The sequence below is a fragment of the Streptomyces otsuchiensis genome (assembly GCF_004305975.1).
Classification (GTDB): Bacteria; Actinomycetota; Actinomycetes; order Streptomycetales; family Streptomycetaceae; genus Streptomyces; species Streptomyces otsuchiensis.
This window is the reverse complement of the sequence record NZ_BHZI01000146.1, coordinates 1-15,261: the sequence shown is the minus strand read 5'-3', so window position 1 is coordinate 15,261 and position 15,261 is coordinate 1. Positions and strand designations below refer to the sequence as shown.

Genomic DNA, 15,261 nt, shown 5'->3' with positions numbered 1-15,261 from the left:
GGAGAGGGCGGTGCGCGGGCGAAGAGGGCCGGTGGCCGCTCGTGGCCGTCACCCGGTCGCCCCTCCCCCGCCCGGCCGGTCCGCGCCGTCAGTCGCGACGTGTCACGTCTGCGGCGAACTCTCGTCCTCGCCGTCGGCCGCCAGGGACGCGGTCGCCGTGTCGCCGTGCGGCTCGCGTGCGGCCGGCACCTCGGCCTCGGCGCCGGCCTCCTCGCCGGCGTCGTCCGCGGCGGCCAGGGTGGAGCCTGCGGCGGACGCGCCGGCCTTGCCGGCGAGCAGCTCGCCGACGCGGGCGCGGAAGTCGCGGATCATCGCCGGGGCGTGCTTGCCAGGACCGCGCGGGTCGATCTTTCCCGCCTGCCATTCGGCGTGCGCGATGACGCTGTACTGGTTCCACCCGTGCGCGCGGCAGATCGCCGCCGCGTACCGGGCGATGGCCTCCAACTGGTCCGCCGGCCAGGCGTCCTTGCCATCGCCCATGTTGATGGCCTCGATGCCGTAGAAGCGCGAGTTCCCGTCCTGGCTGGTGGACTTAGGAGCCGGAAGGCTCTTCTGCTCGCGGATGACGGCCTGGAGGACGGCCGGATCGCCGCCACCGGCGTGGTTGGCGCGGCCGTGTCCGACGAGGTGCATCCGCCCCTGCTTGTCGGCCACGGCGTGGCACAGCGGCCCGGGGAGCCCGGAGTAGCCGTCGCGGCAGATGCGCACGGAGGCGTCCGTGCCGGAGGTGACGGTGTGGTGGATCATCACGCCGTTCACCGGTCCCCAGCCGGTTCCCGCCGATCCTCTGTTGTGGGTGCGCCACGAGCCGACCTCGACGACGCTGACGCCCTCGGCGCGCAGCGCGGTGAGAAGTTTGGCCGCTGACAAGGGGGTGGCCATGGGGCCTCCTGTGGTCCGGTCGGTTTCGCCGCGATCCCGTGGGGACGCGGCCGTGCTGGACATCGGGAGAGTGCCTGGTGCACCGGCTGATCGCCGGTTTCGCCGGCCCGCTGCGGCTGGCAGCGGTGTTCGACGCTCGATCGGTTCTCGCGGTCTGTGGGCCCGGGGCGGACCAACGTAGCCGCTGCCAGGGCCGATTGGTACAACCGAGTGGCGCGTGTCATCCCAAGGTGTGGCCGAATGACAGCGGTTGGTCGGACGGGAGTTCATCTGCGGACGCGGTGTTCGAGCCGCGCCCCCACTCGCGTTCCGGCGTGCGCCGGGCGGAGTCGGTCAGGACGCCGTCACGCCCACGGTCGCCGTGTCACCCGTGGCCATCAGCGAGATCTCGGCCGCCCCCAGGACGGTTCGTTCCAGGCCGATGTCGTCACTGCCGCGCAGCTCCCCGAAGGTGTCGGTGATCCACAGCTCGACCTCACGCGGCTCAAGACCTTCGATTCCCGCCGAGTTGACGCAGTCGACGAGGAACTCGACCTGCCCGTCCAGCACTTCCGGGATGGCGGCGGCGGAGCAGCTGATCTCGACCAGCTCGCGGCCGGTGTTGGTGACGGCGGCGGCCGCGAAGGACGGTGCGGAGGCCCCACCCCCGGTGTCCCCGACCCAGCGCAGCAGGCTCTCGATGCCCTCGGCAGGCGGCTCCTCGGCCCCCTGGTCGTCCCAGGCGACGCCGTGGATGTCGGCGAGGTGGCCGGCCCATGCCTCGACGTCCGCTCCGGGCAGAGCGGCGAAGCCGCCGTTGCCGCCGGAGCCGTTCCCTGCGGTGCCCCCCGCGCCGTCGTCGCCGGAACCGCCGTCGTCCGAACCCTCGTCGCCGTCGCCCGGCTCCCCGGTGTCGTCGGAGGGCCTGCTGTCGTCGGTGCCGGAGCGGGCGGAGCCGGGATCGTCACCCGACCCGCAGGCGGTGAGGGCGAGCAGGCAGGCGGCCGCCGGCAGTGTCTTCCAGAAGTGGTGCGTCATCCGTGTCATGTCGGCACCCTGCCCCACCCGGCGGCGACGGGTGCGCTGTGTTTCTGTTCCGTTACCGGAAGCTACGGTGCGCCGCCGCCCGGGCACTCCGGCGCACCACTCCGGGCGGGGCGCGGAGGCGCCGACTCGGCCCGGCAAAGACGCGCGTCCCACACCAGAGGGCATCTGATGTGGGACGCAGAGGTAGGCCGTGTGGGACTCGAACCCACAACCAATGGATTAAAAGTCCACTGCTCTGCCAATTGAGCTAACGGCCCGCAGGAGCAGCATAACCGCCGGACCCCTCGCACGTCGCAGGTGATCGGTGGTCCGGTCGGGCGGTCCCCGAGCACCGCGTCTGCCGCCGCCGTGCCGGGCGTCTACCCGCCAGGTCAACCGGGGGCACTGTCAAGATCGAGCGGGTGCGCCCGCCACGAAGTACCGGGGGCACTGTCACGATCGAGCGGGTGCGCCCGCCACGAAGTACCGGGGGCACTGTCACGATCGAGCGGGCGCGCCCGCCGCGATGTACCGGGGCACTGTCGCGATCGAGCGGGCGCGTGCATGATCGGTTTCGGTGGTGCGGGGCCGGGGTGCCGGTGACCGTTCCGCCGTGGCCAGCGCAGTACAGCAGCAGTGCGGCAGTACGAAGGGAAGATCGCGATGACGCGCCTCAGCACCCACCCGGTCCCGGGCCCGACCACGAGCAGCGGAGGCGTCCGATGACCGGGGGCGACGAAGCACGCGCGGGACGCGACCCGGGCGAGGGTGTCACCGAGCCGCCGGTGCTGCGCCACGTGGAGGGGCGGGCCGGGTTCCTCACGCTGAACCGGCCGCGCGCGCTCAACTCGCTGAACCACACGATGGTCAACGCCGTGGAGAGCGCGCTGATCGAGTGGGCGGACGACCCCTCGGTGGAGACGGTGGTGCTCACCGGCGCCGGTGAGCGGGGACTGTGCGCGGGCGGCGACATCCGGGCCATCTACGACGACCTGCTGACGGGCGGCCCGGCTGCGGAGGCGTCGGAGCGGTTCTGGCACGACGAGTACCGGATGAACGCCCGCATCGGCCGGTTCGCGAAGCCGTATGTGGCGGTGATGGACGGGCTGGTCCTCGGCGGCGGGGTCGGGATCTCGGCCCACGGTGACATCCGCGTGGTCACCGAGCGGTCGCTGGTGGGGATGCCCGAGACGACGATCGGCTTCGTTCCCGATGTCGGTGGCACGTACCTGCTGTCGCGCGCGCCGGGCGAGTTGGGCACCCATCTGGCCCTCACCGCGGCGCCCGTGGGCGCGGCCGACGCGCTGCTGTGCGGGCTGGCCGACCACTTCGTGCCGTCGCAGTCGCTGCCCGCGCTGCTGACGGAGCTGGCGACGGAGCCCGCCGCCGAGGTGGTGGCGCGGCACGCCACGACGCCGCCGGTCGCCGAACTGGCCGCCGCGCGGGAGTGGATCGACCACTGCTACGCGGCGGACTCGGTCGAGGAGATCCTGCGCCGACTGCGGTCGGCCGGGGTGCCCGAGGCCGAAGCGGCGGCGCGGACGATCCTGACCAAGTCGCCGAACTCGCTGAAGGTGACGCTGGCCGCGCTGCGGCGCGCCCGTGAACTGGGCTCGCTGGAGGAGGTGTTGCGCCAGGAGTACCGGGTCTCCTGCGCGGCGCTGGCGGCGCCGGACCTGGTCGAGGGAGTGCGGGCCCAGGTCGTCGACAAGGACCGCGACCCCAAGTGGTCGCCCGCCACGCTGCAGGAGGTCGACGAGGCGGACGTGGCACGGTACTTCGCCGCGCGCCCAGGCCGGGAGCTGGTCCTGCCGGGCGACGACGGCGACGGCTCCGACGGCGACGACACGAGTGGGGCCGACACCTCCCGGTGAACCGGCGCGACGGGCAGGGCCCGCCGAACGCGCGAGGCGTCCGGCGGGCCCTGGTGTTTAACCGGCCGTGGCGGTGCACCGGTTCACTCGGGGAGCGCCTGTCAGAAGTCGGTCCAGGTGAACTCAACCTCGTCGCCGTCCTGGACGATGAACTGGCAGCCGCCGACCGGGGTCGCGACGCCGTTGACGGATATCAGCCAGAACTCGCTGTCGGTCTGGCCGACACCGTCGATCTCGGTGACGAGGTAGTCCTCGAAGGAGGTGTACCAGACGCCGTCCCAGTCCAGGTCGGAGTCGTTGAGCGCGGTCGTCGGAGTCGCCCCGGGGCTGGGGTTGGCGCCGAAGTTGGTGCCGTCGCAGAGGTGACCGGCCTCGGTCAGCGGCGAGACGACGCCGCCGTCCGTGGTGACCTCGTCGTCGTACAGGACCGAGCTCGGTCCGGTGACGGTCAGGTTGACTGTCACCGGGGCGAGCGCGGTGGCTTCCGCACCCGGCGCGGCGACGGCGGTCGAGACGGCGGTGGCGGCGGTCAGGCCGAGCACCGCCGCAGAGACGGCGAGGCGGCGGGTGAGCGTGCTGTTCATCGTGGTCTCCCCTTGGTGGTGGCTGTTGGTGCGGTGGTCAACTGCGGTACAGCGCTGTGCTGGTCACACGGTGGTGCGGCGACGGCGCATGGTCACCACGTAGGCGAGTGCGCCGGCGATCAGGAGGCCGACTGCTGCGGCCAGGAGGGAGAGCGCGGAGGTTCCGGTGTTGGCCAGACCACCGCCGTTCGGGGCGGGGTCGTTGCCGAGGTCGCCCGTGCCGCCGGTGAGGCCGGAGGTGCCGCCGAGGCCGCCGTTGCCGCCACCGGTCGCGTCGGTGCCGCCAGTGGTGGCGTCGCCGTCGCCGCCGGTGGAGTCGTCGCCGCCCGTGGTGGCGTCGCCGTCGCCGCCGGTGGAGTCGTCGCCACCGGTGCTGTCACCGCCCGTGGTGTCGCCGCCGGTGGTGTCGCCTCCGCCGTTGGCGTCGTCGCCGCCGGTGCTGTCACCGCCGGTGGAGCCGCCGTTGTCGCCGCCGCCGGAGCCGGAGTCACCGCCGGTGTCCGAACCGCCGCCGGTGGAGCCGCCGTTGTCACCGCCACCCGGGGTGCAGTCGATGGCGTACGGCTCGGGGGACACGCTCTTGCCGTCCAGCTCGAAGAGCGCCTTGCCGGCGAGGGCCGGGATGACCTGGGCGGTGGCGCGCAGCGTCATCCCGTCGACGGAGGCCTCGTCGTAGCCGACCGCGCCGCGGTGGCCGGGCTCGGCGTCACAACCGACCTGCAGGGAACGCAGGTAGTCGATGCCGAGCTGCGCCTCCTTCTCACGGCCGCCGGCGGCCAGGGCCTGCACGGCCAGCGCGGTGGAGTTGGAGTTGGCGCCCACCGAGGCGCTGCCGTTGTAGGAGAAGCCGCCACCGGACTGCTGGGCTCCGGCCAGCCAGTCCAGCGACTTGGCCGCGTCGGCGCCCCGGCCGACGGCGATCATCGCCTGGACGGCCATGCCGGTGGAGTCGGGGTCCGGGTTGCAGCGGTCGGGGTTGCGCGCGAGCGACAGCGGGAAGCCGCCGTTCGGGCACTGGGTGGAGGCGAGGAAGTCCACCGCGTTGTCCGGCACTTCGCCGATCTCGTTGAACGCGAGGACGGCGAGCGACTGGGTGAACTGGTTGGAGAGGTCGGACGGCGCCTTGTCGCTGAACCGGCCGGACTCCTGGAGCTGGCCGAGCAGCAGACCGGTCAGGTCGAGCCCGCCGAAGTCGGACGGGTCGCGGTCCTGCACAGCGGCGACCAGCGCAAGCTTGGCGGTACCACCGGCGTTGAGGCGCTCGGCCCCGCCCCGGTGCACGTAGCTGCCGGCGTTGGCCTCCAGCCAGTCGGTGGCCTGGCCGGCGATCGTCCCGTTGGTGCCGGTGGAGACCAGCCCCATCACGATGTCGGCGTTGAGGCCGTGGTCGCCCCGGTAGTTGCCGTCGGTCAGCTGCGCCCCGGCCCAGGTGGCGGCGGCCGCGGCGGGCGAGCCGAGGGACGCGGTGCCGGTGTCGGTGGAGGTGTCGGCCTGCGCGGTGCCTGGCACCACCAGGGCCGCGAGCAGCAGCGCGCTCGGCAGCAGGGCCGCGCGCCGCAGGGTTGTTCTCATCGTCGGGGTACTCCTCCATGATCGGCAGCGGCGAAGCTGACGGGGGTGTCGAACGCGGCGCGCCGGGCGGCGCGCCGCAGGGTCGCCAGGACCGCGGGTCCCAGCACCGCGATCGCGATGACGTTGGTGATGGCCCGGCCGGTGTCCCAGCCGAACGCCGAGGTGGCGAGCGTGTAGAAGAAGAAGGTGTGGAGGTTGGCCAGCGGCCCGGCCTCCGGGTCGAACGAGAGCTGGGTGCCGTCGCCGATGGCGAAGGGCCAGAACCACAGGTTCATCAGGAAGCCGAACGCGTAGGCGGCGAACACCCCGTAGGCGGCGAGCAGGGCGATCTCGGCCCGCCCGCTGGGCCGTCGCGGCAGCAGCCCGGCGCCGAGGCCGACCCAGCCCGAGGCCATCATCTGGAACGGCAGCCAGGGTCCGACGCCGGCTGTCAGCAGCGCGGAGGCGAACAACGACGTTGCCCCCAGGGCGAATCCGAAGCCCGGGCCGAAGACCCTGCCCGCCAGGATCAGCAGGAAGAAGACCGTCTCGATGCCGGCCGTGCCCGCTCCCAGCGGGCGCAGCGCGGCGTTGAGCGCGGCCAGCACGCCCAGCAGGGCGAGGGTCTTGGGGTCGAGGCCGCCCTCGGTCATCTCGGCGAGGACGACGGCGAGGATGATCGGCAGCAGCACGACGAACAGCAGGGGCGCCTGCTCGGCGTGGGCGACGCTCTGCGGCTGCGGCGGTACCAGCAGCGGCCAGCAGAACATGGCCAGCCCGATCAGGCTGGCGCCCACCAGCGTGAGTGCGGCGCGCGGCCCGACGCGCAGTGCGGTGGCGCGCCGCACCGCGCTGCGCTTGGTGCGCGGGGGCGGAGTGGCGGCGGGCGTCACGCGGGCGGGCTTGCCGGGGACGGACTCGTCGGGCGCGGACTTTCCGGGGCTGACGCCCGGCCGCTGCTCGGCCTGCGGGTCGTCCCGGGCCGGGGTGGTGGTCACCGGGCGGCCTCCGTCCTCGGTTCGGCGGCCAGCGCCCGGGCCACCTGGTCCGGGGTAAGCCACGGCAGCGGGCTGAGCACCTTGGCCACCTGCGGCGCGAACGCCGGTGAGGAGCAGACCACTTCGGCGGTCGGGCCGTCGGCGACGATCTCGCCGTCGGCCATCACCGTCACCCGGTCGGCGACGGCGGCCACGAACTCCACGTCGTGCGTGGCGATCACGACCGCGCGCCCCTCCGCGGCCAGCGTCCGGACGACGGTGCCGAAGCGGCGTTTGGCCCCGTAGTCGAGGCCGCGTGTCGGCTCGTCCAGGAGCATCACGCGGGGCGCGGCCGTCAGCTGGATGGCGAGCACCAGGGCGAGTTGCTGGCCCTCGGAGAGATCACGGGGGTGTGAGCCACCGGCGACGCCCGGAGCCAGCAGCTCCAGCAGGTCGCGGCAACTTCCGTTCTCCGCGCCGGACTCGGCGTCGGACTGTGCGCACTCCTCGTCGACGGTCTGGAGGTACAGCAGGTCGGCGGCGGTCTGCGGCACCAGCCCGACCAGGGCGCGGGCCTCGGCGGCCGACAGGGTTCCGGGGTCGCCGCCCGGCACCTCCACCGTGCCGGACCGGCGCGGGCCCGACCCCTGCAACGCCCACAGCAGCGACGACTTCCCGGAGCCGTTGCGGCCCATCAGCGCCGTCACCTGCCCGGGCGCCAGCCGCAGACCGACCTTGCGGACCGCCACCGTCGACCCGTAGGTCACCGTGATGCCCTTGGCGCGCAGCAGACAGCCGGGGTCATCGGGGAGCCCGGCCGGTCCGGCGGGGGTTTCGGCACCAGCACTGCCCGCGGCAGCGATTTCGGTGTCGGCGCCGGCGGCGGCGTCGTCGGGCCAGGGCGCTCCGGGGGTGCGGGAGGCGAGCCGTTCGCGCAGCTCCCCGGCACGGCGGCGGGCGTCACGCACGGACAGCGGCAGCGGCGTCCACCCCGCCGTCCGGCCCAGCTGGACCACCGGAGGCGCCACGGCACAGTCCGGCATCAGCTCGGCGGGGGTGCCGTCGCGGACCGTGCCGTCACCGGGCAGGTAGAGCAGCCGGTCGGCGTACTGGAGCACGCGCTCCATGCGGTGTTCGGCGATCAGAACGGTGACCCCGAGGTCGTGCACCAGCCGCAGTACGGCGGACAGCACGTCCTCGGCAGCCGTCGGGTCGAGCGCGGAGGTCGGCTCGTCCAACACCAGTACGGAGGGGTGGGTGGTGAGCACCGAGCCGATGGCCACCCGCTGTTGCTGTCCGCCGGAGAGCGACCGCAGCGGCCGGCCCCGCAGTTCGGCGATGCCCAGCAGATCGAGGGTCTCCTCCACCCGCTTGCGCATCACCTCCGGCGCTATCGCCAACTGTTCCATGCCGTACGCGAGTTCTTCCTCGACGCTGTCGGTGACGAAGCCGGCCAGCGGGTCCTGCCCGACCCGTCCCACCAGGTGCGCGAACTCCTGCGGCGGCCGGCTCTCGGTGCCCTGCCCGGCGACGGTCACCCGGCCGCGCAGATGGCCGCCGGTGAAGCGCGGCACCAGGCCGTTGACCGCGCCCAGCAACGTCGACTTCCCGGTGCCGGTGTGGCCGGCGACCAGGCACAACTCCCCCTCGGGGATGTGCAGATCGACCCCGGCCAGAGCCGGTGGCGCGTCCTCGTCGTAGCGGAAGCTGACGTCCTCGAATCGGATCACGCGACGGGCTCCTTCCTGGGTTCGGCGGTCGGCACCGGCAACGGGGCTCCCGAGCGCGGCGGTTCGGGGGTGAGCAGTGCCGGCAGAGCACCGACCAGCACGGCCAGGACGGGCACCATCGACACATCGGGCCACGCCAGCGGCGACAGCGAGGGATAGAGGTTCCCCGGATCGACCCGGGCGGTCAGGAACATCAGCGCGGCGGTGGCGATACCGGCACCGGCGGTGACCAGTTCCGCCGGGCGCCAGTGGTCCGGCCGGTAGCCGGTGCGACGCACCCGACGGCCGCCGAGCAGCAACCCGGCCAGTGCCAGCGCCCCACCGCCCAGCAGCAGGGGCGCGCCGAGCAGCGCCGGCGCGGAGGAGTCCAGCACGCCGTACAGACCGCCGCAGATCCCGACCAGCCCCGCCACCACCAGCAGCCCGGTGACCAGCCGGGAACGCGGGTCGACTCCGCCGGTACGGCCGTAGCCACGTGAGGCCATGGCGGCGGCCAGCGCCAACGACCGGTTCAGAGCGTCCTCCAGGACCGGGATGATGATCCCGCGCAGCGCACGGCGCCCCTTGCCCTGGGCGCCCCGCAGCCGGCGGGCGCGCCGCACCCGCCGCACGCTGTCGATCAACTGGGGCGCCACGGTCAGCGCGACCACGACCGAGGCGCCGATCTCGTACAGCGCCCCGGGCAGCGTCTTCAGCATCCGCTTGGGATCGGCGAGCGAGTTGGCGGCACCCACGCACACCACCATCGTCGCCAGCCGCAGCCCGTCGTAGAGACCGCCGAGCAGCTGCTCCGCCGCGACGGAGCCGAACAGCCGGATACCGGCCGCCGCTTCGGGCAGCGGAATCTCCGGCAGGGTGAAGAGGATCGTGTCGCCCTGGCCGCCGCCGAAGATGATCCGGAAGACGACCCGCATCACGACGATCAGTGCGCCGAGCAGCAGATACATCTTGAACGACAACGCCCACGGCGCGTCGCCCCGGCGGCGGACGACGACATACGCCGCCACCGCCAGGATCAGCGCCAGCAGGATCGGGTTGGTGGTGCGGCTGGCCGCCACGGCCAGGCCGAGCGCCCACAGCCACCAGGCACCGGGATGCAGCGCCCGGGGCAGTGGTGGCTGCAGAAGGTCCGGCAGCCGGCTGTTCCCTCCCGGGCGTTGGGCCCGGTTCACGCTTTCCCGTCCGGCTCGACGCCGCCGGCCCCGTCACCGGGCGCCTCGGTGGCGTCCGGCGCGGCAGGCGCATCCGGCGTACCGGGCGCGTCAGACGCGGCGGTCGCTTCCGGCGTCCCGGGCGCGTCAGACGCGGCGGAGGCGAACACCTCCGCGTCCTCGTCGTCCGGACCGGCTCCCTGGGCCGCCAGAGCGGCGCGCCGGCGGCGCCACGCGGTCAGCCCGGCCGCACCGACCAGCGCGGTCAGCACCCCCAGGCCGGTGAGCATCCCGGCGGGCGGTGCGCCGGAGCCGCCGGTGTTCACCTGTGCCGTGGTGTCCTCGCCGCTCCACTCGGCGTCCTCGGTCGGCGCGGGTGCGGGGCTGGTGTCCGGCCCGGCGGTACCGTCCTCGTCCTCGCCGGCGTCGTCCTTCTCCTCCTCGTCGTCCTTCTCGTCCTCGTCCTCGTCCTCGTCCTTCTCCTTGGCGGAGTCCTCGTCCTCGTCCTCGGTCTTGCCGTTGTCGTCCCTGTCGTCGCGCGCGTCGTCATCGGCGCCGCCGTCCGGGTCGCTGCCCGCGCCGGCACCGCCCGTCACGTCGCCGGAACCGCCGTCGCCGGCCCCTCCGCCGCCCGTGGCCGAGCCGCCTCCCGCGTCGCCACCGCCGGACGCGGAACCTCCGGAGGCACCGCCGGAGGCCGAACCACCGCCGCCGCCTGAGGAGTTGCCCCCGCCGTCCCCACCGCCACCGTTACCGCCTCCGCCGCCTGAACCACCGGAACCACCGGAACCACCACCGTTGTCCGGGCGCAGCGGGGCCACGCCGGGCTGCGGCGCGTCGTCCATCTCCCGGTTCAGCGAGAACGACCAGCCGTCGAACGTGCCCTGCTGCGGAGTGCGGTAGGTGGCGCCACGCTGGCTGTAGGTCCAGTTGCCGCCGTTGGTCGAGTGCCAGTAGGACCAGTACGCGGACGCGGGCGGGGTGTCGACGCAGTCCTCACTGTCCACACCGGGGCGGCCGTTGATCCGGCAGATGAAGGACTCGCCCCACCGGGTGGTGCCGGCTATCTGGAACCCCGCGTTCTTCAACGCGGCGAGCCCGTCCGCCTGTGCGCCGGGCGCGCAGCGCACCACCCGGCCGCCGCCCAGCTCCCGGAAGTCGACGATCACCGTGACGCCCGTGGCGTCGGGGCAGAAGCCAGGCGTGCCGGCCTGGGTACGGAAGCCGGCCGGCAGGGTCGACGGCCCGAACCCGGCTGCCGGAAGGGCCTGTTGGACGGGAGTAGCCCCACCCCCGCCGGACGGCAGCGCGGTCGCCTGCGGCGCGACGGCGAGCGGTGCGACCAGAAGCGCGACCAGTGCCACGAACGCCTGGACCCTGGTGGTACGCGCACCGGTGGCGGGCATCATGGGGCCTTTCCCCTAAGGGCCCCGCGAGAGACCCCTGGCCCCGGCACATGAACGGACCCCCGACGCGTTTGCACAACACGGCGAGGGCCCGGGCGCCCGAGAGGCTTGGGGGCTCCACGCTGCAGACCATGACAGTGAGAAGCAGTGCACGCGAACCGTCGGGCATTCCGACTCGCGGCGCGGGGCGCCGCTCACGGTTGCAGGTCAGTGCCGGACTCTCACCGGCTTCCCCCTGCGGTCCACGCATGAAGTTGTGGGCCCGCACGGCGGGCCGAAGCAACCATAAGGCGAGCCTCACCACCCCGCCAGGGTGTGCGTCGGGTGACAACGCCCACAGCTCCCCCACATCCGGGCGAGCCGCCGACCGGCCGGGACGAGGCCGCGAGCGCCAACTGCCCTCAGCAGTAAGGGGACCGGCCCCCGATCCAGCGGCACGGGCCGGTCCGGCCCGGTGCGGACCACGCGTGAGGACGACGAAAAGGCCGGTGCGGCCTCCCCTTCAAGAGGAGGCCGCACCGGCCTTGTTCAGCGTTGGTGACGCTCAGCTGTCGCGCTTCCAGCGGGGCTTCTCGGTACGCCGGTCGCCGGTGGGACGGCTGCTGCTGTGGTCGTCCCGGCGGAAGCCGCCGCGGCGGTCGTCACGGTGGTCGTCACGACGGGCGTAGGGGCGGCTGCCGCTACCGGCGCCGTCACGGCGGTCGTCACGACGGAAACCGGGACGGTCGCCGTCGCGGCGGTCGTCACGACGGGCGTAGGGGCGGCTGCCGCTACCGGGACCGTCGCGGCGGTCGTCACGGCGGAAACCGGGACGGTCGTCGCGCCGGTCGTCACGGCGGAAGCCCGGACGGTCGCCGTCGCGCCGGTCGTCACGACGGAAACCGGGACGGTCGTCGCGCCGGTCGTCACGACGGAAGCCCGGACGGTCGTCGCGGCGGCCGTAGGGACGGCCACCGTCACGGCGGAAACCGGGGCGGTCGCCGTCGCGACGCTCCGGGCGCTCGGTGGCGCGCTGCGCCTCGCGCTCCGCGTCCAGCCGTGCCTTCTCCACGCGGCGCGCCTCGCGGCGGGCCTCACGCTCTGCCTCGGCCGCCGCCTGGGCGGCGTTGGCCGCTGCGATGGCCTCCTGCGGGTCCTCGCCACGCTCACGGGCCGCGCGGCCCGTCAACTGCTCGGCCTCGTCACGGAGTTCACCGGCACGCGCCTGCGCGCGCTCCAGGTCCTTCGCCAGCCGCTGGGTCTCACGCTCGGCGTGCAGCGCGGCGCCCATCGCGGCCTCGGCCTGGAGCTCGGTCAGCGACCGGGCACCGGTGATCCGGGTGATCTCCTCGTCGAAGAGGTCGCCGCGGCCGATGACATGACGCGAGGCGTCGACGCCCGCGTCCTCCATCAGCCGGAAGACGGTGCGCCGCTGGTGCGGCAGCGCCAGGGAGACGACCGTGCCGGACTCACCGGCGCGGGCGGTGCGGCCCGAGCGGTGCAGGTAGTCCTTGTGGTCCCCGGCCGGGTCCACGTTCAGCACCAGGTCGATGCCGTCGACGTGGATGCCCCGCGCGGCGACATCGGTGGCGACCAGACAGTTGATCTTCGACTCTTTGAAGTCGGCGAGGGTGCGGGTACGCGCGCCCTGCGTCATGCCGCCGTGCAGCGCGTCGGAGCGGACGCCGGACTCGCGCAGCTGCTCCGCCACCCGGTCCGCGCCCAGCTGGGTGCGGACGAAGACGATGGTGCGGCCACCCTCACGGGCGGCGATGGCGGCAGTGATCGGCGCCTTGTCGCGCGGCTTCACGACCAGCACGTGGTGGGTCATGGTGGTGACCGCGCCCTGGGCCGCGTCCACCTCGTGGCTGACCGGCTCGACCAGGTAGCGCCGGACCAGGCTGTCGATCTCGTTCTCCAGCGTGGCGGAGAACAGCATGCGCTGACCGCCGGCCGGGACGAGGTCCAGCAGTTCGGTGACCTCGGGGAGGAAGCCCAGGTCGGCCATCTGGTCGGCCTCGTCCAGCACCGCGACCTGGACGTCGTCCAGGGAGCAGGCGCCGCGGCTGATGATGTCGCGCAGCCGGCCCGGCGTGGCGACCAGGATGTCGACGCCGCGCTCCAGCGCGTAGATCTGGTTGCCCATCGAGGTGCCGCCGCAGACGACCTTCAGCTTGAGGCCGAGGGTGTCGCCGTAGGGCTGGAGGGCGTCGGAGACCTGCATCGCCAGCTCGCGGGTCGGCGTCAGGATGACACCGCGCGGACGCTTGCGGGCCGTGGAGCCGCCGGCGAGGCGGGCCATCAGCGGCAGGCCGAAGCTCAGGGTCTTGCCGGAGCCGGTGCGCCCGCGGCCGAGGATGTCGCGCCCGGCGAGGGCGTCCGGGATGGTCGCCGCCTGGATCGGGAACGGCACGGTGACGCCGTTCTGCGCGAGCTTGCGGACGATCGCGTCGGGGAGGCCGAGGTCACCGAAGGTGGTGGTCGGCTCGTCCTCGGGCATCACGGCGGCGGCGTCAGTGGCGTCGACGGCGTCGGTGGCCTCGAGGGAATGGGTGGGTACAGACATGCGAAATGAGAACCTTCCGGAGTCAATCGGCACGCGCCTAGGCTCCGTAGGTCACAGTCGACCGCCTGCATGCGGTCAGCCACGGCTTTGACGAGGAACGCGCCACACGGCGCATTCGCTGGCGCGCCGGGCAAGTGGGATCAAACGATCTACAAGGATACGCACCGTGTCCTGAACGACGCAAACCGGCCGCCGCGGTACACGGTGCTGTGGCTCGGCCGGACGAACCGGACGAGGGCGGGGCGGACGGGACGCCCGGAGCGGTGCCCGGCACGTCCTCGTGCCGGCTGCTCGGAACTCCGCGATGTCCGCACCTCAACGCTACCGGTAACGCAGCTCTTCCGGGCCCCCCTCGGACTCCCCGGGGTCCGGATCGGGGTTGTCCGGCTCCTCCTCACCGGGCTCCGGCTCGGGCTCGGGTGCCGTCGGCGAGGAGACGGGCGGCGGCGCTCCGGGACCCGACGGCGCAGGTCCGGGGGGCTGCGGGGCCGGCGAGGCGGGCACCGTCTGGTCCGTGTGGTCCTCGCTGTCGGGACGCCCCGGCTGCTCCGGCGTGTCGTCCTTCTCACTCTCGCGCTCGGCCCGCTCCGGCGAGGCGGTGGCGGACGGCGAGCCCTGCACGCGGTCGTCGTCGTGACCGGAGGGCCCGTCCTCCTCCCCCGACGGGTCGGCGCCGGCCGGCACCTCGTCACGCGCACCGCCCCCCGGCGCGGAGCCGCCCGGCGCCGCCGGGGCCTCCGGCTTCCGGCCGTCGACGGTCACACAGCCGGACAGGACGGCGAGCAGCGCCGCGGCGCTGGCCAGCCGGGCCGCGGCTTGACGGAGCATGGTGCGGCGCACGGCGTCAGGACCTCCAGGCGGGGCGTTCGGGTCGCCCTGCCCAACTCCACCGGCCGGAGGGAGGACACGGCCCGGCCGGGCGCGCCGGGGTCACGCCGGGGACGGCGCGCGCCGGTGCGAGAAGGCCGTCCGAGCGCGGGCGGGCCCCCGGCGGAGGCGGCAGGCGCCGGGCGTGACCGGCGCAGGCGTGACCGGCGTGACCGGCTCAGGCGTGACCGGCTCAGGCGTAGCCGAGGTCGTGCAGCCGGTCGTCGTCGATACCGAAGTGGTGGGCGATCTCGTGGACGACCGTGATCTCGACCTCCTCGACCACCATGTCCCGGCCGCCGCCCTCCCGCTCGCACATCCGCAGCGTGGGGCCCATGTAGACGGAGATGCGGTCCGGGAGCACCCCGGCGTACCACTCGCCGCGCTCGGTCAGGGGCGTGCCCTCGTACAGGCCGAGCAGTTCCGGCTCCTCCGGCGGCGGCTCGTCCTCGACGAACACGGCGACGTTGTCCATCATCCGCGTCAGCTCCGTCGGGATGCGGTCCAGCGCCTGGCCGACCAGGTCCTCGAACTCCTCGCGGGTCATCTCCAGCACGTCGCCCATTGTGCCGCCCCACCCCGCCGCCGCGCCCGTCCCGCGCGGACGGGATCAGGCCCGCCCTGATCCCGTCCGCGCGGGACGGGCGCGGCGGCGGGGTGGGGCGGCACAATGGGCGACGTGCTGGAGA

General features: G+C 73.8%; 12 protein-coding genes, 1 tRNA gene and 1 riboswitch. Of the genes, 1 reads left to right on the top strand and 12 read right to left on the bottom strand.

Annotation, left to right across the window (positions count from 1 at the left end):
• Positions 1-102: 102 nt before the first annotated feature.
• The 3 genes from E0D90_RS15375 to E0D90_RS15365 form a co-directional block, all read right to left on the bottom strand.
• Complete coding sequence (locus E0D90_RS15375; protein WP_130798772.1) at positions 103-882, bottom strand: peptidoglycan recognition protein family protein; 780 nt, start codon at positions 880-882, stop codon at positions 103-105.
• 333 nt (positions 883-1,215) lie between these two features.
• Positions 1,216-1,908 carry a hypothetical protein gene (locus tag E0D90_RS15370; RefSeq protein WP_130798770.1) on the bottom strand — a complete coding sequence of 231 codons (693 nt, stop codon included), beginning with the start codon at positions 1,906-1,908 and terminating at the stop codon, positions 1,216-1,218.
• Between the two features lie 184 nt (positions 1,909-2,092).
• A tRNA-Lys gene (locus tag E0D90_RS15365) sits at positions 2,093-2,165 on the bottom strand.
• A gap of 444 nt (positions 2,166-2,609) precedes the next feature.
• Between E0D90_RS15365 and E0D90_RS15360 the strand changes: the two genes are divergently transcribed.
• Entirely contained in the window at positions 2,610-3,761 is a 1,152-nt protein-coding gene (locus E0D90_RS15360; RefSeq protein ID WP_130798768.1) for an enoyl-CoA hydratase/isomerase family protein, read from the top strand.
• A gap of 101 nt (positions 3,762-3,862) precedes the next feature.
• Here E0D90_RS15360 and E0D90_RS15355 read toward each other — a convergent pair whose 3' ends face one another.
• From E0D90_RS15355 to E0D90_RS15315, 9 genes are all read right to left on the bottom strand, one after another.
• Entirely contained in the window at positions 3,863-4,345 is a 483-nt protein-coding gene (locus E0D90_RS15355; RefSeq protein ID WP_103502519.1) for a DUF4430 domain-containing protein, read from the bottom strand.
• A gap of 63 nt (positions 4,346-4,408) precedes the next feature.
• Positions 4,409-5,917, bottom strand: coding sequence for a prenyltransferase/squalene oxidase repeat-containing protein (locus tag E0D90_RS15350; protein ID WP_130798766.1), 1,509 nt, complete (start codon positions 5,915-5,917; stop codon positions 4,409-4,411).
• Positions 5,914-6,789, bottom strand: a complete 876-nt coding sequence (locus E0D90_RS15345; protein ID WP_438827400.1) for an ECF transporter S component — start codon at positions 6,787-6,789, stop codon at positions 5,914-5,916. Before E0D90_RS15345 ends, E0D90_RS15350 begins: the two co-directional genes overlap by 4 nt.
• A 101-nt stretch (positions 6,790-6,890) precedes the next feature.
• A complete protein-coding gene (locus E0D90_RS15340; protein ID WP_130798764.1) occupies positions 6,891-8,603 on the bottom strand; it encodes an ABC transporter ATP-binding protein in 1,713 nt (570 codons plus the stop codon).
• On the bottom strand, positions 8,600-9,775 hold the full coding sequence (locus E0D90_RS15335; RefSeq protein WP_227870242.1) for a CbiQ family ECF transporter T component: 1,176 nt from the start codon (positions 9,773-9,775) through the stop codon (positions 8,600-8,602). The genes E0D90_RS15340 and E0D90_RS15335 overlap by 4 nt, the downstream gene beginning before the upstream one ends.
• The gene (locus E0D90_RS27875; protein WP_227870241.1) at positions 9,772-11,163 is read right to left on the bottom strand and encodes an SCO2322-related protein; all 1,392 of its coding nucleotides are present in this window, start codon (positions 11,161-11,163) and stop codon (positions 9,772-9,774) included. The genes E0D90_RS15335 and E0D90_RS27875 overlap by 4 nt, the downstream gene beginning before the upstream one ends.
• A gap of 143 nt (positions 11,164-11,306) precedes the next feature.
• Positions 11,307-11,443, bottom strand: a riboswitch (cobalamin riboswitch).
• A 261-nt stretch (positions 11,444-11,704) separates the two neighbouring features.
• Entirely contained in the window at positions 11,705-13,705 is a 2,001-nt protein-coding gene (locus tag E0D90_RS15325; protein WP_130798761.1) for a DEAD/DEAH box helicase, read from the bottom strand.
• A gap of 321 nt (positions 13,706-14,026) precedes the next feature.
• On the bottom strand, positions 14,027-14,545 hold the full coding sequence (locus E0D90_RS15320; protein ID WP_130798759.1) for a hypothetical protein: 519 nt from the start codon (positions 14,543-14,545) through the stop codon (positions 14,027-14,029).
• A 220-nt stretch (positions 14,546-14,765) separates the two neighbouring features.
• Positions 14,766-15,137, bottom strand: a complete 372-nt coding sequence (locus E0D90_RS15315) for a metallopeptidase family protein (RefSeq protein WP_227870240.1) — start codon at positions 15,135-15,137, stop codon at positions 14,766-14,768.
• Positions 15,138-15,261: the final 124 nt, after the last annotated feature.